Source organism: Nocardia sp. NPDC006044, from assembly GCF_042871115.1.
Classification (GTDB): domain Bacteria; phylum Actinomycetota; class Actinomycetes; order Mycobacteriales; family Mycobacteriaceae; genus Nocardia.
Genome location: NZ_JBIAID010000004.1, coordinates 352648 through 372333 on the forward strand (window position 1 = coordinate 352648; position 19686 = coordinate 372333).

Below are 19686 nucleotides of genomic sequence, written 5' to 3' on the forward strand. Positions count from 1 at the left end.
TGAGTGGTGCCGGTTGTCGGTGGTTGTAGCTACGGAGCGGGCGGCACTGGAGGCTTAGTGGTTGGAGCTGGTTGTGCTGGAGCGGGTTTCGGGGCTGGTGGTTGTTTGGGTGCCGGTGTTGTTTCGGCAGGTTTGGGAGCCGGGGCTGCCGGTGCGGGGGTCTGCTGTTTGGGGGTGGTCGGAGCCGGGGCGGCTGGTTGATTGGGGGCTGGGGATGGCTGCTTCGGTGCCGGTGCCGGTGCCGGTGCCGGTGCCGGTGCCTGGGCCGGGGGCGGAGCGGAAGCCGGTGCGGGAGCTGGTGCCGGAGCGGCCGGCGGTGGTGTGGCTGGTTGTTTGGATGCGGGGGTTGGGACGGGCGTGGTTGGTTGTTGTTTGGGGGCGGGTGCCGGGGTGGTTGGCGGTGGTGCGGCTGGCTGTTGGGGCGGTGGGGTCTGAGTGGGCTTGGCGGCCGGAGGGTTCGGCGTCGTTGTGGGGGTCGGTGGTTTGGGTGCGGTGGTGGAGGGTTGGGGTGGTTTCTGTTCGGTTGTCTTGGGGGCGACTGGTGGTTTGGGCTGGGGCGATGGGGTAAGGGTTGCCGGAGTCGAGGGGGCGGGAGTGGCCTGGGCCGGAGTCGGTTGCGGTGTGGTGGTTGACGTTGTGGTGGGAGCAGGGGTGGTCGAGGTGGGTTGGGGTGTCGTGGTGGGGGTTTGAGTGGTTGTGGTCGGGAGCGTTGTGGTCGGGAGCGTTGTGGTCGGCGGGGCCGTGGGAATGCTGGGAATCGAGGGTGGGCAGAATACGCCGCAGGGGATCGGCGCGCGTCCGGGGATGTTGATCATCACCTGGATTCTGACTTCGATTCTGCCCGTGGGGCTTTGCGGATCTGTGGTGGCGGGTCCGGTCGTCGTGGGCGGCGGATCGATGGCCGAGTCCGGTGCGGGGGCGTCCGGTGCGGCGGGGTCGGCAGGCGCGGCGGGGTCGGCGATGGTGGCGGTTTCGCCCGCGCTCATGCTCGAACCCGCTCCGTCCGGCATCCCGCCGCTGGGGGTGCTGTCGGGAATGGGGGAGAGCTCGCCCTGCTGGGGCGCGCCGCCGGTCTTGTAGGCGTTGGACCAGCTGAGCACCTTCGACGCGTAGTCGAGCGAATTGTTGTAGCGCAAGACGGCCCGGATCTCTTGCTTCGGATCGCGCATGTCGAGATTGCCGGAGCACAGGTACTTACCCGCGCCGAGCACGGCGTCGAAGATGTTGTTGGGGTCGGTCTTCCGGTCGCCGTTGCCGTCCGCGGCGTACAGCGTCCAGGTGCCGGGCAGGAACTGCATCGGCCCGACGGCGCGCACGTAACCGCCGTCGGCGGCCTTGATGATTTCGTTGCCGGGCAGCGTGCCATCCAGCGCCGGACCGTAGATGATGCCGCGGGTGGTCCCGTCGGCGTCGGTGCGCCCGTTGCCCGCGTGATTGGACTCGATCTTGCCGATGCCGGCCAGCAGGTGCCACGGCATCCCGCACTGAGGGGTCGACGATTGCAGCGACAGCTCGGCATTGCGATAGGCGGCGAGCGCGACTTCCGGGATGCCCCGAGTCGGCACGTTGGGCAACGCGACATCATGCAGGGGAACGGTCGCATCCGCCAAGGACCCCGGATCGGCGGGCGGATCTGCTTGCAGCCGTAGCGATTCTCTGGATGTCGTGACCACGCTGACCGATTGATCCGCCGCTTGATCACTGGGCGTAATCGCCGACGCCAGCACACCATCGGGCACGTGTTTGCTCGCGACCGAGCCGGAAATCAACAATCCGGCGAATATGAGTGCGGATGCGGTAACAGGTCCGGAGATTCGCATCGGCCCACCAATTCCTTCATCGACGTCGATGGCGAACTGCACGGTATCGCCACGTTTTTCGATATCGCGCCGACGAATCGTCCACCGCGACCTCTATTTCTCACCCCCGCCCGCCGATCGACGCGCGGACGAGCATGAGACCTGTTGTACGAGTGGATGTCACAGCGCAACGGCCGACCACCTGCCGTCAAGTTCCGAACAACCGGCGCAAGCATGACACGAACGGACCCGCTCGGGATCCCCAGTAGAAGTGGGGAATTCGAGACATCCATGTTCCGTCCCGATGTGGTGATCGGTAAATAGCCGCATATCCCCAGTTGAGAGGGTCCCCACTCATATCTTGCACGCTGATCCATACTTCTGGATGCCCCCTAAAGTTGTACCGGAGGTACGCTATGCGAAAGTTTCTATACCCCTTGGCATTCGGCGCCGCCGTGGCCTTGACCACGCTGGTTTTACCGGGCCAATCCGGTTACGCCGCCGATAATCCGCAAACAATCGAGCGCGCTGTCACCGATATCGTGCCGGTCCCCGTGGAAGCCAAGGCCGATCCCGGCGCGAACTTCACCCTGACCGCCGCCACGGTGATCCGCGCCGAACACCAGGCGAAGGAAGTCGGGGAATACCTCGGCGGGCTGCTCCGGCCCGCCACGGGCTTCCCGCTGCCGGTGGTGGATCGATACGACCGGGCCAAGCCGGGTATCACCCTGGAGCTCGGCGACGCGGGTCACCGGGTCGGTGACCAGGGCTACCAGCTCACCGTGGCCAAGTCCGGGGTCACCCTGAAGGCGAACACCACCGACGGACTGTTCGGCGGCGTGCAGTCGCTGCGCCAGCTGTTCCCCGCGGCGATCAACAAAACGTCGGTGCAGAAACAAGAGTGGATCGTTTCGGGCGGCAAGGTCGTCGACTATCCGCGCTTCCGCGAGCGCGGCGCGATGCTCGACGTGGCCCGCCACTTCTTCAAGCCCGACCAGGTCAAGCGCTACATCGACCAGATCGCGCAGTACAAGGTGAACACCCTGCACCTGCACCTGACCGACGATCAGGGCTGGCGCATCGAGATCAAGAGCTGGCCGAAGCTGGCCGAGATCGGCGGCCTGACCGCGGTCGGCGGCGACCCGGGTGGCTACTACACCCAGGAGCAGTACAAGGACATCGTCAAATACGCCGCGTCCCGGCACATCACGATCGTCCCCGAGGTCGACATGCCCGGCCACACCAATGCCGCGCAGGCGTCCTACGGCGAATTGAATTGCGACGGAAAGCCGGTGCCGCCGCGCACGGACATCGAGGTCGGCTACAGCTCGCTGTGCATCGGCAGCCCGATCACCTACAAGTTCGTCGAGGACGTCATTCGCGAACTGTCGGCGATCACCCCCGGCAAGTACATCAATATTGGTGGTGACGAGGCGCATTCGACCTCGCCGGCGGATTACCAGACCTTCTACCAGAAGGTAATGCCGATGCTGGCCACCTACGACAAGAAGGCGACCGGCTGGCACAACATCGTCGTGACCAACCCGCCCACGTCGGCCATCCCGCAGTACTGGGATCCCGCCAACACCAATGCCGATGTCGTGGCAGCGGCCAAGCGCGGCAACAAGATCCTGATGTCGCCGGCCAACAAGGCGTACCTGGACATGCAGTACAACAAGGATTCACCGCTCGGTCTGCACTGGGCCGGCTACGTCGAGGTGCAGGACTCCTACAACTGGGATCCGGCCACCTTCCTGCAGGGCCTCACGGAGAACCAGCTGGCCGGCGTCGAGGCGCCGCTGTGGTCGGAGACCCTGCGGACCAGCGCCGACATCGAGTACATGGCCTTCCCTCGGCTGGCGGGCATCGCCGAGATCGGCTGGTCGCCGCAGGCGACGCACAACTGGGACAAGTATCGGGCACGGCTGGCCAAGCAGGGCCCGATCTGGACCGCGCAGGGCATCAATTTCTATCGCTCACCGCAGGTGGACTGGAAATAGCTGACGTTGCGCAATAATCCGGAGGTCACTTCGGAAAACGAATAATCACCGCAGGTTCGGTGTGTCCGAATAACAGGATCGTCCCCCAACACGATCCGGAAGGAGTCCGAGGTGTCGCCTTACAGAAAAACTCTGATCGCTTCATTCGCACTACTGACCGGGCTGGGGGCGTTTCTCACCCCGGCGACTGCCGTGGCCCAACCCGCGGCCGCGGCAGTCGACACCGACGGTGACGGATTGCCCGACGTGTGGGAGACCAACGGATACGACGCCAACGGCGACGGGAAGATCGACGTCGATCTGCCCAAGATGGGCGCGAATCCGAAGCACAAGGACCTGTTCGTCGAGATGGATTACATGAATGGCCGGCTGCCGACCGCCGCGGCGCTCGACCGGATCGTCGGGGTCTTCGCCGATTCCCCGGTGACCAACCCGGACGGCCGCAACGGGATCACCATCCACCTGGACGCGGGTACCGCCAGGGGCGCCAAATATGATCTCGGCGGCGGCAATCAGGTGCCCTACGACAGCAACCTGTCACCGGTGGACGATCAGGTCGCGGCGATCAAGCGAACCAACTTCGCCTCCGCCCGGTCGCACATCTTCCACTACATGATCTGGGCCGACTCCTACGACAATGGTTGCAGCAGCGGCATTTCGCTGGGCATCCCGGCGGACACCTTCATCGTCGCGCTCGGCCCGCAGTGCAACTGGAATCCGGGTGACAATGGCAACGTCGGCACGTTCATCCACGAGCTGGGACACAATCTCGGCCTGAAACATGGTGGCACCGACCATGTGAACTACAAGCCGAACTACCTGAGCGTGATGAACTACAGCTTCCAGTTCAATGGTGTACCTAAGGTCGACGGCAGTGCGAACTTCGGTTACTCCAGCGTGAATCCTCCTGCACTGAACGAGAGTTCGTTGCAGGAGCGGCAAGGACTCGGTGCGGTCGCCGCCGGGTGGCGGACGGACTACTTCTGCCCGGACAACACCCGCAGGCGCACTCCCGGATCGGCGGACCAGCCGATCGACTGGAACTGCAACGGCTCCATCCAGACCGGCACGGTACGGACCAGTGTCAACAACGACCGGAACTACACCACCCTGCAAGCCCAGAACAACTGGGCCTCAGTGGTATTCGACGGGGGCAACGTCGGGCCGGTCGGTGTCGAATCCCGGCAGTTGCCGGAACGGTCGCCGGAGGAGATGACCAAGGCGGAGTTCGACCGGCTGCAATCCAGCCTGCACGAATAACGTTCGACGCCTGAACGATTCCCGGCGGTGCCTCCTCCACAAGAGGATGCACCGCCGGAAATCGTTATGCCAGAAGAAAATCTACCGGTTGACCGGCTCCCGATCGCGGTTCTTCGCGAACATCGCGAGCACCGCGGTCAGCACCGCGCCGACCACGCCGCCGCCGGCCACCTGACCGATGACCTGCCCGAGATCGAGACCGGAGCCGGTCGCCGCCTGGATGATCGCGCCGGTGACACCGCCGCCGACCGCGCCCGCGGCGCTGTTTCCGACCAGGCCGAAGCCCTTGCCCGCACCGGCCATGTTCCCGCCGACCAGTCCGCCCAGTACACCCAATAGCCATTCCATTGTCGTTCCTTTCGAGTGGTGGTCCGTTGGCTAGCCGCGAGTGCGCGGTGCGTCGCGGTGCATCTCGTGTGCGCCCGCGACGGTCGCGGAGCCACGCTGTGCCGCAGCGGCCGAGGCCGCGGTGGCATCACCGCGCGGCGCCGTGCGGGTGGCCGGCGTGACCGGGCCCCGGGTCGTGTGGGCCGGATCCGACCGGCGACGGCCGATCATGGCGAGCAACCCGCCGACGACGGCCGTGATGGCCAGGCCGATCGGAATGCCCCACCACCGGTTGATGCCGGAGCCGCTGGAGTCGTCGGTGGCCTCGTTGTCGGGGTTCGGCACCGGGTTCGGCGCCGCGACGTCAGGCGAGTTCGCCCGGAATCCCGGCAGGGTCGCGGCTAGCTCGGGCGGCATGGTCGCCAGGCCGTCGCGGTCGGACCACTTGATCTCGGTGCCGGCCGGCCCCTCGAAGTTCGCGGTCGCGACGCCGTTGTCGACGGTCATGTCCGAGCGGGGGTAGCCGAACGGCCCGGTGATTCCGCCGCTTTCCCGCCACGCGTCGAGCACCTTGCCCTTGATCGCCCAGGCGCCCAGCTCCGGCTTCCAGTAGATCGCGGCGCCGCCGGACTCGGAGAAGTCGTTGAAGCGGCCGACCCCGTCGCCCGCGGCCGACTCGTCGTTGGTGGGGAAGCGCAGCGGCCCGCTCGGCCCGCCGAGGGACTTGTACTTCACCAGGATCTCGCCGTACACCGCCTTCGCCCCGGTGTCCGGCGAGAAGTAGATGACGCCGCCCTGATAGGCACGTTCGGCGCCGCCGGCCACCTCCGTGGCCGGGCCGAGCGGGGCGCCCAGGAACGATCCGGCCCCGCCGAAGTCGTTGTAGTGCGCGTCGATCGCGTTGGTCGCCTCCGCGGACGGATCCGCCACCGCGGCCGGTGCCGTGACCAGCAGGCCGGAAGCGAGCAGGGCCACCGCGTTGACCGCGAGGGTGGTGCGACGCCGGGTCTTTCCTCGATGGATATCCAACAGTTCAGGCATGATCTCCTCGATTCGTCAGGCGATGCGCGAGCCGCACAGGTGAGGGTCGCGCTCGAAAACAGGCGCGGTCGATCAGCTACAGGCGGGCAATTCCCCGGTTTCCGCAAGATCAAACCCTGATTCTGCTGGAAATCCGTGGTCAACCGTCGTGGAAGTGGGAAACCTGCGATGGCTGCCGGTAGATCAGCTACTCGCGAGCTGAGGCGGGTTCTGTCGGACGTTTGGGGGATACCCAGCCTGCCGAACGGGGGTCAGCATTGCAGGATGATCGAGTCGCGGACGAAACGTTCCGCTTTTCGGGCTACCGGAATTCAGTTGGTGGAAATCTTGAATCCCACATGGGGAGTGTGACTTTCGATGGATATCGTGGTCGTATTGGTCACGCTGGCGATCGGTGCGATCGTGGTCTGGGGCGCGATCAACATCTGGACCGAAGCCACCTATGAGCGCGATCATCCGGAAAGCACGCGGTGTGGGTTTCGTGGTGACGATGACGAGAGCGGCCGATAAACCCCGCCCAGTGAGCTGCGGGGAAGAATGCGGTCGAGCGCGGCCGACGGTCTGCTAAATTTGCGGAACCGGCGGTACCGGGTTCATTGAACCTCGAACCGCCGGGCGGTACCAAACATCGTCGTTGGGAGTTGCCGTGACCGGAACGGGCACCGTCGCCGCGTTCGACCGCACGACCCGCCGGGTCGGCACCATCGAGCGGTTGCTCGCGGATGCGATCGCGTTGGTCGGCGGCTTCTCCACCCGATCACCGGTCTACGACGTGCTGCCCAGCTCGCTGGTCGACGCGGATTTCGTGCCGGCGGCCGAGCTGAATGTGCGGCTGTTCTTCCGGTTCTGGCTCGACGGCAACCAGCCGACGGAGGAGGACACCCGGCCACTGGTCGACCGTGCCGTGTCGTTGCTGCGCGACGGGATGCCGCTGGAGGAGGTGCTGGGCAACTACCGGGCCGGCGTCGACTTCCTCTGGTCCCAGCTGCCGAAGACGGCGTCCCCGGCCGGCCAGGCGGCGCTCGCGGAGATCGGCAGGCCGCTCTCGGAATACCTCTCGCTGATGACCGCCCGCATCGCGGTGGCCTGTGTCGAGGATGCCCGGCGCCGGCCGTCGGACGAGCTCGAACGCCGGCGCGGGGTCGTCGACGCCCTGCTCGCCGGGCGCGATCCCGGCGATTGGCTCGATGATCCGGCGGTGCCGGTCGCGGACGCGTTCGTGGTCGCGGTGATCCGCCCCGGCGACCCCGGACCCGGCACGCTGACCGATCTGCGACACCGGATCCACGACCTGCCGGGTGCGTTCCTGCGTCGCGATATCCGGGGCTGGACGGCCCTTATCCCGATGGATTCGCGCGACGACAGCGCGGCGGTCATCGCGAGTCTGTCGACCCGTCTGGCGCCCGGAATCGGCACGGGCGCATCGCCTTTGCTGTGGATCGGGGTATCGCCCGCGGCGACCCGCGCGGCCATCCCGGAGTCCTTCGCGGAGGCGCGGGTCGTCGCCGAACTCGGACGCTGCCTCTCCCGCGACGAGATGATCTGCCGTCGGCAGGACCTGCGGCTGGAGTACGCGGTGGCGGTCGACGGATCGGTGCGCAAGGAACTCGCCTCGGTGCTGGAGCCGCTCGCGGATCAACCGGTCCTGGCGGAGACGCTCGGGGTGTTCTTCGCGAACGAGTGCAACCAGAATGCCGCGGCCCGGCTGTTGTTCGTGCACCGCAACACCATCACCTATCGGCTGACCCGGATCGCCGAACTCACCGGATACGACCCGCAGCGCCCGACCGAGGCGATGACCCTGTCCGCCGCGCGGACCGCGCAACTACTGGAAGCGAAGGCATTCTCGGCCTGATTCGCACTCGCGGGGTCGAATTCTATGGATGTGCACAACTGCCCGCGACGGGAGTCTGTCTGTTTGTCGATAGCGAGGGGGTCGCAGGCAAGGTGTACTGGCACCACTTCGGTCTTCGCATGATGCCGATCACGGTTGACGAGATGAGGGTGCATGTTCGGGGAGAGATTCACCTGGGCGGCGGTGCCGTTGACGGCACTGTGCCTGGCCGTGTCCAGCGCCGGTATCGCGGCGGGCGATCCGTATCCGACGTTCCCTCCGGATCAGAATCAATTGCCGCAGTTGCCCGCCGAGCCGCAGATCTACGACCTGCTGCCCATCCCGGTGCCCGCGGAGGATCCGTGGTACGCCGACCCGGACGATCTGGCCGCCTACGCGCCGGGGCAGATCATTCGGTCGCGCACCGTGCAGACCCGGATACTCGGCATCCCGTTCCCGGTCGACACCAAGCAACTGTTGTTCCGCAGCAACGACATTCACGACAACCCGATCGCCACCGCGACCTCGGTGATCACTCCGGGCATTCCGTGGACGGGCGGGCCGCGGCCGGTGGTCTCCTTCCAGGAGGCGATCGACTCGACCAACTCGGCGTGCAACCCGTCCTACACGTTGCAGGTCGGCACCATGAAGGAAGCCGCGCTGGCGGTGGGGTGGCTGGCGCAGGGCTTCGCGATCAACGTGCCCGACTTCGACGGTAAGTTCAATACGTTCAACACCTTCGACGAGGGCAAGATGGTGCTCGACAGCCTGCGCGCCATGAAAAATGATGCGTCGCTGGGACTTACGGATTCCGGCATCGCCATGTACGGCTACTCGGGTGGTGGTTCGGGGTCGATCCGCGCGGCGGAAATGCGCGAAAGTTACGCTCCCGACGTCAGATTGCTCGGTACGGCCATCGGTGGGACGCCCGGCGATCTGCGTTTGCAGGCGCGGTACGCGACAAAGCAACAGCCGGGGCTCACCGGGATCAGCAACTTCACCATGTGGCTCGGTTTCGCCGGGTTGTCGCGGGAGTTCCCCGAGCAGTTCGATGCGGCGAAGCTGCTGAACAAGGAGGGACAGGCGATTCTGGCGGATATGCAGAGTCGCTGCGTCTACACCGTGGCGCTGTCGGGTATGTACCGGCCGATCAGTGACTACTTCAATCCCGGGATGACGCTGGAGACCGCGCCGGGCGTGATGCAGGTCTTGCAGGAACAGAGCCTGGGACAACACATTCCGGACAGTCCGATCTTCTGGTTCCACGGCATCTGGGACGAGCTGATTCCCGCGTCGGTGGTCCTGCCCGCCGTGAACGACTACTGGAACCGGGGTGCGGACCTGCGTTTCTACACGATGCCGCTGCCCGAGCACGTCGTCAACGCGGGAGCGGGCTGGCCGCCGGCCGTAGCCTGGATCAGCGCCGTGCTGCGCGGGTTACCGCCGGGGCCGCGATTCAAGGCCGATTTCCAGATTCCCGGCTGAGTTCCTGGCCAGACTTTCGGGGGCTTCGGCTCGGCGCGACGGTCGGCGTCCTGATGACGCTGGCCGTCGCGGCGGGCTGCTCGACCGAGCCCGCGCCGGTCGCCGGGTCGCCGTCGGCCGCGGTGCGGCCCACCGCTGACGAGAGCACGGCCGTTACGCGACTGGTCGCGGATCAGGACGCGATTCTGGGCCCCGCGCACGCCGGAGGGGATCACCGCGGGGACTACGCTTGCCGAGGTTCGCGCGGCTTATCCGGACCTCAAATTCGGTGTTAACTGGAGTTCGGCCACGGTGCCCGGCCATCCGGCGAATCGCTACGGATTCATGGGAATTCACCAAAACGACTACGGCACAGGGCAATCGGTCAAGTCTGTACTGCTGTTCGCCGCCGACATCAACATCTGCCACAACTAACGCGTCGGCACGCTGCGTTCGGCATGATCCGGGTGCCTAGTTCTGTGCCGATCCGACGCCGGTTCCGCAGGGAACCGGCGTCTTGTGCTCCGGATCCAATGCGTTGAGCACCAGCTGGATTGCGACCGGGTCGGACGTGATCGCCATGTGCTCGGAAAAGTCCCCGGGGCAGATGTCCTGCAAGGTGATGTTGTCGACATCCGGGCCGGTGAGGAAGCCGGTGGTGTACGGCGTCGCGAATTCGTCGTACTCGGAGACGATCACGGTGTAGCTGACGCCGGGCTGTGTTTCGCCGCCGCTGTTGAGCTGCGTGATGAAATCCGACGTCGGCAGCTGCTCGGTGCACGACGGGCACACCAGGTCGGTCGCCGATGGCACAAGGGTGATCGGCAAACCGACCAAACCCCAAGTGGTGCCGTGATTGTCGGGCGCGAGGCCGATCAGGGCGTGCACCTTAGAGGCACCGCCGAGGTTCTTCAGGTAGTAACGCGGCAGCATGCCGCCCTGGGAGTGGCCGACGATATCGACTTGCCGCGCACCGGTTGTCGCGAGCACGCGGTCGACGAAGTCCGAGATCTCCTGCGCGGAGCCGCGCATGGGGCCCACGCCGGATACGGTGCCACCCAGGCCGCGACCGAAGTCGAGCGCGTACACGCAGTAGCCGGCCGCGACGAGCCGCGGTGCCATGGCGAACCAGTTGTCCAGGCGGTTCTCGAAGGTGCCGTGGGCCAAGACAATTGGCCGAGGGTGCGCGGCACTGGGTTGGCAGGACCAGTTGTTCGCGCCGGGTGGGGAGGGGACGACGTCCACATCGGAGGAGCCCTGGATCGGCGCGTCGGCGCCGGCGGTGGTGGTCACAGCAAGGTGAGCGCTAACGCGCTGAGTCCAGCCGCATAAAGTTTGATACCGCGCATAAAGAGCTCCTCATATCCGGTTCGCCGCGGGGCCGAGTCGGTTTTCTTGCTGCCAGCGCGGTGCCGAGCCTAGCTCGAGCCGCGTTGACCAGCACCTTGTGCGTCGGGAGCTGCGTCACATCAGTCCGCGGGTTGGCATCGGGCACAATTCTGCGAGGTTTTGCTGGGCACCGGCACATCGTCCGGTGTCGCCCGCGGCCGCTGTTCCGCGAATTCCTGGCAGACATTAGAATGGTATTCGGCGGAATTCCGGACGCTTCCCTCCGCTTTCCCCAGTTGAAATTATTGGCCCCGTCATGTCGTCCGATGTAGAATGCGGGGTTTTGTCTTGATGCTGCTGTTGATATCTGGGTAAAACCATCCAGTCGGAATTTATTTACACACCAGAAATGACGTCGCGACACGTATTCAACCGGCCGCTACCATCGGTGATCGTTAGGTCCGGTCCCGGCGAATCGAAAGTGCTGTGGCCGTGCGATAGTTCAACGGGGGTGTATGCGGCAATGCCACAAAAGGATCGGGTTCAGCAGCGGTGCCGAGCGTCGAGACCGCCGGTCGGCGGATTCAAACGGGAGCTCTCGCCGGAGGTCAAGGAAGCCGTCAAGGATATTCACAACAGCAGGGACAACTGGCACGGTCCGCTCGACCTGTTCGTCGACTGGCTGGTCATCGCCGGTGTGGCGTTCGCCGTGGTGAGCTGCGGTTATCACCCCGTCGTGTATGTGATCGGCGTGCTCGTCATCGGCGGTAGGCAGCGCGCACTGCGCAGCCTGATGCACGAGGCCAGTCACCTGAAACTGACTCGGCACGGGCCGCTGAACAAGTGGCTCGGCCGCGTCTTCATCGCCTGGCCGATCTTCTCCGGTCTGTCGTCGTATACGTGCGCGCATTGCGAGCATCATCGTCACCTGTGGGACGACCGCCGCGATCCGAAATTGCTCGGCTATATGCGCCTGGGATTGGTGAACCCGCGTGATATGAAGCAATTCGTTCGCCGACACCTGGTGAAGCCGTTATTGCTGGCACACGTGCCATTTCAGGTGACCGCAGACCTCATCGGACGGGACGAAGACCGCAAGGAGACGCGGCTCCGGATTCTCTTCCTGGTACTGGTATCGGCGGGATTCGTGCTGACCGGTCTCGGCCTCGACTTCCTGCTCCTCTGGGTGGTGCCGTACGCCACCTTCTACCAAGTCTTGCGGTACTGGAGCGATATCGCCGATCACGCCGGGCTGCGCTCGGATAATCCTTGGCAGGCGACCCGCAGCTGGGACGCGTCCTGGCTGGTCCGGCAATTCCTCGCACCGCACAATTCCAACTGGCACCTGGCCCATCACCTGTACCCGGCGGTGCCGCACTACCGAATCCACCGCCTGCATAAAACGTTGCAGGCGGCACCGTCGTACCAGCAGGCGCATCACTGTGACGGCTTCTTGTTCACCCGCGGTCAATGCCGGCCCTCGGTGGTGCAGGATGTACTGCGGCCGGAGCGATTGGCGCAGATCCGGTCCCGCCATCCCGACGCCTGCGAACACCGTGGCTCGGTCCTGTCCGACTGTGCCCAGAGCTGCCCGGTGACCGCGATGCGCCCGGTCGACGCGAGCGAAATCGAATGAGCCTCAGCGTAATCCGGGGCGCCGAGCGGCGATCGGGAGTCTGGTCCGGCGGCCTGCTCGCCTTGGGCTCCAGCGTCGCGGTCGGCTCCGCGATCGCCGCGACGACGGCATTGACCACCTTTCCCATCATGACCGGGCAAGCGGCCAGATACGCCATCGCCGCGGCACTCATGTTCTGGTGCTTCCGGCGGCAACTCCCGCGGGTCGCCAGGCCGCAACTCGTCCGCATCGGCGTGCTGGGCGCGACCGGCCTGGCCGGCTTCAACATCTGCCTGGTGCTGGCCCTGCAACGGGTCGACGCCGGGGTGGTCGGCGCGGTCGTCGGAGCGGTGCCCGTGGTGCTGGCCCTGTGCGGTCCGCTCATGGCGCGTCGCTCGCCGTCGGCGCGCGCGGTGGTCGCTGCCGCGATCGTGACGGCAGGCGCGGTAGTCGTGCAATGGTCCGGTTCCGCTGACGACCCGTTCGGACTCCTGCTCGCGGCCGGTGCACTCGCGGGTGAATGCGCGTTCTCCCTCGTCGCCATTCCGCTGGTACGCGAGATCGGCGCGAAGGCCACCGCCACCTACGCCGCGACCGCAGGCGCGGTCCTGTGCGGAATCGTCGCGCTGATAATCGATCTGCCGACCTTGCGCCTGCCTACGCTGCCGGAATCGGCGGCAATCGCTTACCTGGCCGTGGTCGCCTCCGCCGGAGCGTTCCTCCTCTGGTACGCGGCCCTGGACCGCATCCCCGTCGAAACAGCCGGCGCGTTCGCCGGTGTCGTCCCCGTCTGCGCGCTGATCACCGGCATGCTCCTCGGCGTCGCCCACGGCTCCCTTATCCGTTTCGCAGGCGCCGCAATCGTCAGCGCCGGAGTAGTACTCGCCGCCCGCGGCCCCCGACAGGCCACGCCGACCGACCAACCGGATCTCACCTGACCCGGCGGGATCGTTGCCACGCCACGCCAAGGAGGCGACGACGCGCTGGGGAGTGAGGGATTTGGACAGTTGATCACGAGGAAATGGTGCAAGTATCGGCCGAGAGTCGAACTGCACCAGTTCCCTGTGATCGACCGTCCAGCGGCTATCCGCCGTTCAGCCAACGCTGCTTCAGCGCGACATGGTTGTCCCACCAAGCGCGGACGGCCGCTGGGTCTGATCCGGCGGGTGGTGGCGGAGATTCGCCGGGGAACAGCCAGTTGGCGTCCGGGGCGCCGACGGTGGTGGAGGTCGGCGGGGCGGGCGGTTCGAGGGAGGTCGAGGAGCGCGGTGGCGGTGGCGACGGCTCGACTCGATCGGTGGTGCGGGCGGGCGGCACGACGACGGGTGGCGTCGACGTGGGTTCGGCCGGTTCTGTGGTGCTCGGTAGTCGGTCGGGCGGGGGTGTGTCCGAGGTAATCGGTTCTGGGGGAGTCGGTTTCGCCGACGCGTCGAGAACGTGGACAGCCGGTGTGCGCTCGGTGTGCAGCGCGGCGACGGTGAATGCGGACCCGCCGAGCAAGACGATGAGTGCGGCGGCGGACAGCATCACTCGGCGCGATCGGCCGTGCTCGCGCGGGACGGGCACCGGCAGGTTGCGGATCTGTTCGGCGGCGACCAGCGCGGCGCCGCGGGCTGGGGCGTTGACGAAGTCCGGTAGTCGGCGGACCTCGACGCCGAACGCGTTGTGCAGGACGGTGGAGATCTCGGCTTCGGCCGCTGCCGCGCCGCAGAGCACGACGACATCGGGGCGCACCGCGATCGTGTCCAGCAACGGCCACATCCGACTGACCGCTCGGCCCGCCGATTCGGCGTCGTGCAGACCGGCGGGCCAGGAGTCCGCGGCGAGGATGCGCGCGCGATCCGGACCGACAACCGCACAACAGGTGTGGTCGCCGAGGGTCTCGATGGCCAGCACGGTGCCGAACGCCTCCAGCCCAGGCGCGTCCTGAACCACCGCGAGCAGCGCGGATCGGATCGAAACCAGCGAGGCCGACTGCCATTTCCGTGTGGCGAGGAAGGTCACCAGCGCACGTCGCTCATCCGCCGTGCGGTACAGCACCGCGACGTCATCGATGGGCAGGTCGGAGTCGCCGGTCAGGCGATCGAGAACCGTAGCGACCGCCGCGGTCACCTGGCCGTCATCGACCTGCTCGGTGACCGCGCGCAGCAGGTGCGGCCGCGCGTCGGCGACGAACTCGCCGATGAGCAGCACGCCCCGCACAACCGTCCGCTCAGCGGATATTCCGACCGTCGCCATCACCATCACACCTCGAACTCGACAAACATCTCGGCAGGAGTTCGCCCCGCGCAGGCCGGGTGATTGGTCGAATCGCCGATCAATTCGGTGAACCGGGCCGGCGATGTCTGGAATAAACCTTAGCGCTCATCTACTTAACGTTGATGTTCTTAGTGAGGAGAGATTGACATGGTGACTGTTTCCGACCCCTCGGACATCGAACCCAACGCCGGAAAAGTCCCGCTACGAAGGTGGTTCGCGGTCTCCGCCGTGGCCTTGGGCACCTTCGCGGTGGTGACCTCCGAGCAACTGCCCGTCGGACTGCTCACCTCGGTCGGCGGCGCGCTCGGTGTCTCGCCGGGGACGGCGGGCTTGATGGTGACTGTGCCGGGCCTGGTCGCGTCGGCGACGGCGCCGATCCTGCCGGTGGCGATCGGGCGGCTGGATCGCCGGGTCGTGCTGCTCGGCCTGATCTCGCTGGTGGTGGCCGCGAATGTGCTGGCCGCGTTCGCGCCGAACTTCGGTCTGCTGCTGGCCGCGCGCTTCCTCGTCGGCATCGCGATCGGCGGGTTCTGGGCGCTGGCCGCCGGAATCGCGGTGCGCATGGTGCCGGCGAAGTACGTACCGCAGGCCACGGCGATCGCGTTCGGCGGCGCCACCGCGGCCAATGTGCTCGGCATTCCGGCCGGCACGCTGATCGGTGAATTGACCGACTGGCGAATCGCTTTCGGCTTGCTCGGCGGGCTGGGTCTGCTGGTGGTCGTCGCGTTGCTGTGGCTGCTGCCCGCGATGCCGGCGACCGAGCCGGTGCGGCTGCGCACGCTCGGCGAACAGTTCCGCAATCCGGTGGTCCGGGCCGGTGTTCTGGTCACATTCCTGATGGTGAGCGGTCACTTCGCCGCGTTCACCTTCGTCAGCCCGATCCTGCAGGACCTCTCGGGCATCGACAAGGCGATGGTCGGTCCGGCGTTGCTGGCCTTCGGTGTCGCCGGCATCATCGGCAACTTCCTCACCGGGGCGGCGGCGGGTCGCAATATCCGGGTGACGCTGATCGTCATCAGCACGCTGCTGGCCGCGGTGCTGGCGCTCGTCGCGCTCATCGGCGGCACGCCGGTCACCGGGGTGATCCTGCTGGTCGTGTGGGGTCTGGCGTTCGGTGGCATCCCGGTGGGCGTGCAGACCTGGATCCTGCAGGCCGCGCCGGGCTCCACCGAGGCGGCCACCGCGTTGAACACCGCGATGTTCAACCTGGCGATCGCGCTCGGCGCGCTGTTCGGCGGCATCATCGCCGACAACGTGGTGCTCTCGGCGGTGCTCTGGTTCGGCGCGGGGCTGAGTGTCCTTGCGTCCGTGGTGGTGTCGACCACCCGTACCGCACGCTGAGGTACCGCGGGTGCCCTGCCTGGTTGAGGGGTCAGGCAGGGCACTTTCACATGATCCGAACCGGTTGCCCGGCAGAGGTGTTCATGACTTCGCTGTCGAGTTGCGCGAGCACTGACCAATCTCCGGCATGGAGGGCGCCGCGCGCGGTGACCGGCACCGGCAGGCGATTGCTCATGGCCTGCTGGGCCGCCGCGATGTCGCCTGGGTGGTGCCCCAGGACGGTCGCGCCGACCACTCGCCCGTGCGACAGGATCAGGCGTCGATAAGACTCGGGACGGTCGAGCACGATCACCTCGTCGCCGAACTCCGGTTCCACCTTCCCGGTCGAGAACAGCTCCAGACCAACGCCTTTCAGGATCATGGCGGGCGCGGCCCGGGTCAGGGACCGGTCACCGCCGAGCGCGTTCACCGCGGCGACCTGCGCCTGCTCCGCCGCGATCGGCCACAGGCCGAACACCTGGCCGTCCAATTCGGCGACGTCGCCGGCGGCATAGACGTCGGGGATCTGGGTGCGCATCCGATCGTCCACCAGCACACCACGTTCCACAGGCACGCCCGCGCTGCGCGCCAGCTCGATGTTCGGCCGGATGCCGGTGGCGGTCAGAAACAGATCGCACTCGAGCTCGCGCCCGTCGCGCAACACCGCCCCCCGAACCGCCGGATCGCCCGTGACGCTGACTGTTTCGGCGTGATGCAACACCTGAATGCCGGTTCTGGCGAAGTGCTCGAGCACCAATTGCGAGCAGCGCGCGTCGATCTGCTTGGCCAGCAGCCGATCACCACGGTCGAGCACGGTCACGTGCAGGCCCAGCAGGTGCAACGCATGCGCGGCCTCCAGCCCGAGCAGCCCACCGCCGGCGACGACCGCGCGGGCGCAACGGAATTGCTGCGCATACGAGCGGATCCAGATCGCGTCACCGGCCTCGCGAAGCACGAAACACCCCGGCCGGGAGAGCCCGTCGATCGGCGGCAGCGCGCTGCTCGCGCCCATGGCGAGGATCAGGCGGTCGTAGGGGAGCGCTTCGCCGGTGCCGAGGAAGACCCGGCGGCCCGCGAGATCGATGCTGGTGGCGAGGGTGTTGAGCCAGGTGGTGATCTGATGGTCGTCGTACCACTGCTCGGGTAGTAGATGCAGGCCTTGCATCGCCGAACGCCCGTATACGAGTCGCGAGATGCCCATCCGGTTGTAGAGCGGATGCGATTCCCGCCCGACGAGATGTATCTCGCAATCAGGGTGATTGCGTCGCAGGAAGTCCGCCGCCGTCACGCCCGCGATGCCGTTGCCGATCACCGCGACGCTGACGATGGACCGATCGAACCGCGTCGGCCGCGGCGTGTTCGGGTTACCGGGTTCCGGCGTCAGCGAAACCTTGACTGCGCCCCTGCTGATCCGCGCGCAGCACGCCATCCGGGTATTGTCGGCGAAACCCAGTCGCCGCAACGTATTCCGTTCATCCTGGCCCGGGCCCGACAAGCACGACATCCCGTCGAGCACCGCGACCGGATCGGCGCCACACACGCCCATCCGGCAGCCCGCCTCGATCCGCTGTTTGCCCCGTTCGGCGACCTCGAGCAGGCTCATCCCGCTGTCCGCGTCCACCTCGACGCCGTCGAAGCTGACCGAAGCCGCAGGCGCGCTGGGCGTTTGCGCCTCCTTCGGCCGAATCTTCGGCAACGCCAGTAGTACCGGTTCGGTGCGGGTCCCGGTGCTCAGCGCGAATTGCAGCTCGACGACCCGGGTCCGGGCCACCCACACGATGGTCGCGAGCAGGATCGCCGCGCTGATCGGCCAGTGCAGCCACGGCGCGCTGAGCCCGGTGACCGTGCCGAACGACCGAGCCAGCGTCGCCGCGGCGAACCAGTAGAAGATGTTGAGCGCCAGCGCCGAATAGCCGACACTGATCGTCGCGATGCTGAGCGGCGTCATCGCCTCCAGCGCGAAGAACAGCCCGATCGCGACCACCATGAACAGTGCGAGCACCGAATAACGCTGCCCCAGGCCGGTTTCGGTCCGCCCGGCCAGGATGAAGAAGCCGAGGACGAAGCCGGGCAACGCCGCCGCGAACAGTTTGCGCGGTGCGCTCCACGCGAATTCGGGATCGGTCAGATCCGCCTGATAGGCGGATCGCGGTTTGAGGTCGTAGCAATTCTTGGCGCAGCCGACGCACGGCTCGCAATGACTGTTGGGCACGGTGACGAACGGCGTCTGCCCGTACGCGCGTTGCAGCGGGAACAACGGGCAGATGCTGCTGCACCAGCCGCTCTTGCCTTTGAACAGGAAACCGCCGGTGAAGGCGGCGACCAGGACCAGTGCCAGCACGGTGCCCGCGGCGGCACCGTTGCGATCCAGGCCCGCCAGCCTGGCGCCCGCGATACCGAAGAACAGCGTGGTCGCTCCGAGATAGCCTCGGGCATAGAGCCAATCGGGTGGATTCTTCCCGCGCGTGAAGCCCAGCACCCGCGGGAGCTGATTCGTCGCGGCCAGCGGGCAGCTGTTGCGCCAGAGCCCCGGCGCGATCAGGAACAGGCCCGGCAAGAGGGGCACCACTACGCCGAAAAAGACGAACAACCCACCCGCGGGCCGGACGAACATCGCGACGATCATCTCCAGATAGACCGCGACGCCGGCGATGCGCACCAGGTGCCACATTTTCCGTGGCATTCGACTGGGCATTTCCGGGGAGGCGGGGAACGGATTGCGCTGTCCGTCCGGATCGATGTCGAGGATCCGGTTCGCCAGGGCGATCAGCCGGGTCGGCGCGGGAGCGACCGGCGGTGCGGCAGTGGGTGGTTCGTTCTGCGTTTCCTCGTCGATCCGGGCCAGCGGTTCGGTGACCGGGTCGTAGAGCACGATGATTTCGGTGTCGCCGAGTTGCACGGTGTCGCCGGAGGTCAGCGCCGTGCGGCCGGTGAGCGGGACGCCGTTGACCGTGGTGCCGGTGCGACTACCGAGATCCACCACCGATAGCGCGGTGGGGCTCGGGACCAGTCGCAGGTGACGCGGCGAGATGGCGGTGTCGGCCAGCTGTTCGTTGTCGCCGTTGCGGCCGAAGGTGACCGGGCCGCTCAACATCAGCCTGCGGGCGGCCCGGCCCGGTTCCCTGATCTCGATCAGCGGTGGGCCACTCCGCATGCCCGTGCGTCCGCCGAATCTTCGGAACCCGTTGTGCCAGTGCGCTGTTCGATCAGGCGGCGCGCTCATCCGCGGCCTCCGCCCGGCAGCGCCCGATACCCGCTGCCCAGATCCCCAACCAGCCGGCGCCACTCGACGCGTGCTTGTACCCGTATGCACATCCGGTTTGACCTCGATCGTCACGTAAGTCAGGCGCCAGCATGCACGCAGCGCTGACTACCTGTTATCCAATGGTGATGAACTAGCGACCGATCCGCGATGGGACTTGGGTAAAAGGGTACGTG

General features: G+C 66.5%; 14 protein-coding genes. 8 read left to right on the forward strand and 6 right to left on the reverse strand.

Features of this window, described 5'->3' with window-relative positions:
* Positions 1 to 29: 29 nt before the first annotated feature.
* Positions 30 to 1772: a lytic transglycosylase domain-containing protein gene (locus ACFYO1_RS32915; protein ID WP_387239673.1), complete on the reverse strand. Its 1743-nt coding sequence runs from the start codon at positions 1770 to 1772 to the stop codon at positions 30 to 32.
* 443 nt (positions 1773 to 2215) lie between these two features.
* Between ACFYO1_RS32915 and ACFYO1_RS32920 the strand changes: the two genes are divergently transcribed.
* Positions 2216 to 3799 carry a family 20 glycosylhydrolase gene (locus tag ACFYO1_RS32920; RefSeq protein ID WP_387239676.1) on the forward strand — a complete coding sequence of 528 codons (1584 nt, stop codon included), beginning with the start codon at positions 2216 to 2218 and terminating at the stop codon, positions 3797 to 3799.
* Between the two features lie 111 nt (positions 3800 to 3910).
* Positions 3911 to 5059, forward strand: coding sequence for a hypothetical protein (locus ACFYO1_RS32925; RefSeq protein ID WP_387239679.1), 1149 nt, complete (start codon positions 3911 to 3913; stop codon positions 5057 to 5059).
* Between the two features lie 81 nt (positions 5060 to 5140).
* Here the strand turns inward: ACFYO1_RS32925 and ACFYO1_RS32930 are convergent, their stop codons facing one another.
* The gene (locus tag ACFYO1_RS32930; RefSeq protein ID WP_387239682.1) at positions 5141 to 5407 is read right to left on the reverse strand and encodes a hypothetical protein; all 267 of its coding nucleotides are present in this window, start codon (positions 5405 to 5407) and stop codon (positions 5141 to 5143) included.
* Between the two features lie 30 nt (positions 5408 to 5437).
* Positions 5438 to 6427 carry an LGFP repeat-containing protein gene (locus ACFYO1_RS32935; RefSeq protein WP_387239685.1) on the reverse strand — a complete coding sequence of 330 codons (990 nt, stop codon included), beginning with the start codon at positions 6425 to 6427 and terminating at the stop codon, positions 5438 to 5440.
* Between the two features lie 357 nt (positions 6428 to 6784).
* Here ACFYO1_RS32935 and ACFYO1_RS32940 point away from each other — a divergent pair, with 357 nt between their 5' ends.
* From ACFYO1_RS32940 to ACFYO1_RS32950, 3 genes are all read left to right on the forward strand, one after another.
* Positions 6785 to 6937 carry a hypothetical protein gene (locus tag ACFYO1_RS32940; protein ID WP_387239688.1) on the forward strand — a complete coding sequence of 51 codons (153 nt, stop codon included), beginning with the start codon at positions 6785 to 6787 and terminating at the stop codon, positions 6935 to 6937.
* A gap of 136 nt (positions 6938 to 7073) precedes the next feature.
* On the forward strand, positions 7074 to 8282 hold the full coding sequence (locus ACFYO1_RS32945) for a PucR family transcriptional regulator (protein ID WP_387239691.1): 1209 nt from the start codon (positions 7074 to 7076) through the stop codon (positions 8280 to 8282).
* 153 nt (positions 8283 to 8435) lie between these two features.
* Positions 8436 to 9746, forward strand: coding sequence for a lipase family protein (locus ACFYO1_RS32950; RefSeq protein WP_387239694.1), 1311 nt, complete (start codon positions 8436 to 8438; stop codon positions 9744 to 9746).
* Positions 9747 to 10196: 450 nt separating this feature from the next.
* Here ACFYO1_RS32950 and ACFYO1_RS32955 read toward each other — a convergent pair whose 3' ends face one another.
* Entirely contained in the window at positions 10197 to 11018 is an 822-nt protein-coding gene (locus tag ACFYO1_RS32955; RefSeq protein ID WP_387239697.1) for an esterase/lipase family protein, read from the reverse strand.
* Positions 11019 to 11463: 445 nt separating this feature from the next.
* Between ACFYO1_RS32955 and ACFYO1_RS32960 the strand changes: the two genes are divergently transcribed.
* Both ACFYO1_RS32960 and ACFYO1_RS32965 read left to right on the forward strand, forming a co-directional pair.
* Complete coding sequence (locus ACFYO1_RS32960) at positions 11464 to 12690, forward strand: fatty acid desaturase family protein (RefSeq protein WP_387239699.1); 1227 nt, start codon at positions 11464 to 11466, stop codon at positions 12688 to 12690.
* Positions 12687 to 13607 carry an EamA family transporter gene (locus ACFYO1_RS32965; RefSeq protein WP_387239702.1) on the forward strand — a complete coding sequence of 307 codons (921 nt, stop codon included), beginning with the start codon at positions 12687 to 12689 and terminating at the stop codon, positions 13605 to 13607. Before ACFYO1_RS32960 ends, ACFYO1_RS32965 begins: the two co-directional genes overlap by 4 nt.
* Before the next feature lie 145 nt (positions 13608 to 13752).
* Here ACFYO1_RS32965 and ACFYO1_RS32970 read toward each other — a convergent pair whose 3' ends face one another.
* The gene (locus tag ACFYO1_RS32970; RefSeq protein ID WP_387239705.1) at positions 13753 to 14907 is read right to left on the reverse strand and encodes a hypothetical protein; all 1155 of its coding nucleotides are present in this window, start codon (positions 14905 to 14907) and stop codon (positions 13753 to 13755) included.
* Positions 14908 to 15075: 168 nt separating this feature from the next.
* On the opposite strand from ACFYO1_RS32970, the gene ACFYO1_RS32975 reads away from it, so the two are divergent.
* Positions 15076 to 16269, forward strand: coding sequence for an MFS transporter (locus tag ACFYO1_RS32975; RefSeq protein ID WP_387239708.1), 1194 nt, complete (start codon positions 15076 to 15078; stop codon positions 16267 to 16269).
* 46 nt (positions 16270 to 16315) lie between these two features.
* Here the strand turns inward: ACFYO1_RS32975 and ACFYO1_RS32980 are convergent, their stop codons facing one another.
* A complete protein-coding gene (locus ACFYO1_RS32980) occupies positions 16316 to 19402 on the reverse strand; it encodes an FAD-dependent oxidoreductase (protein WP_387239711.1) in 3087 nt (1028 codons plus the stop codon).
* Positions 19403 to 19686 lie beyond the last annotated feature (284 nt).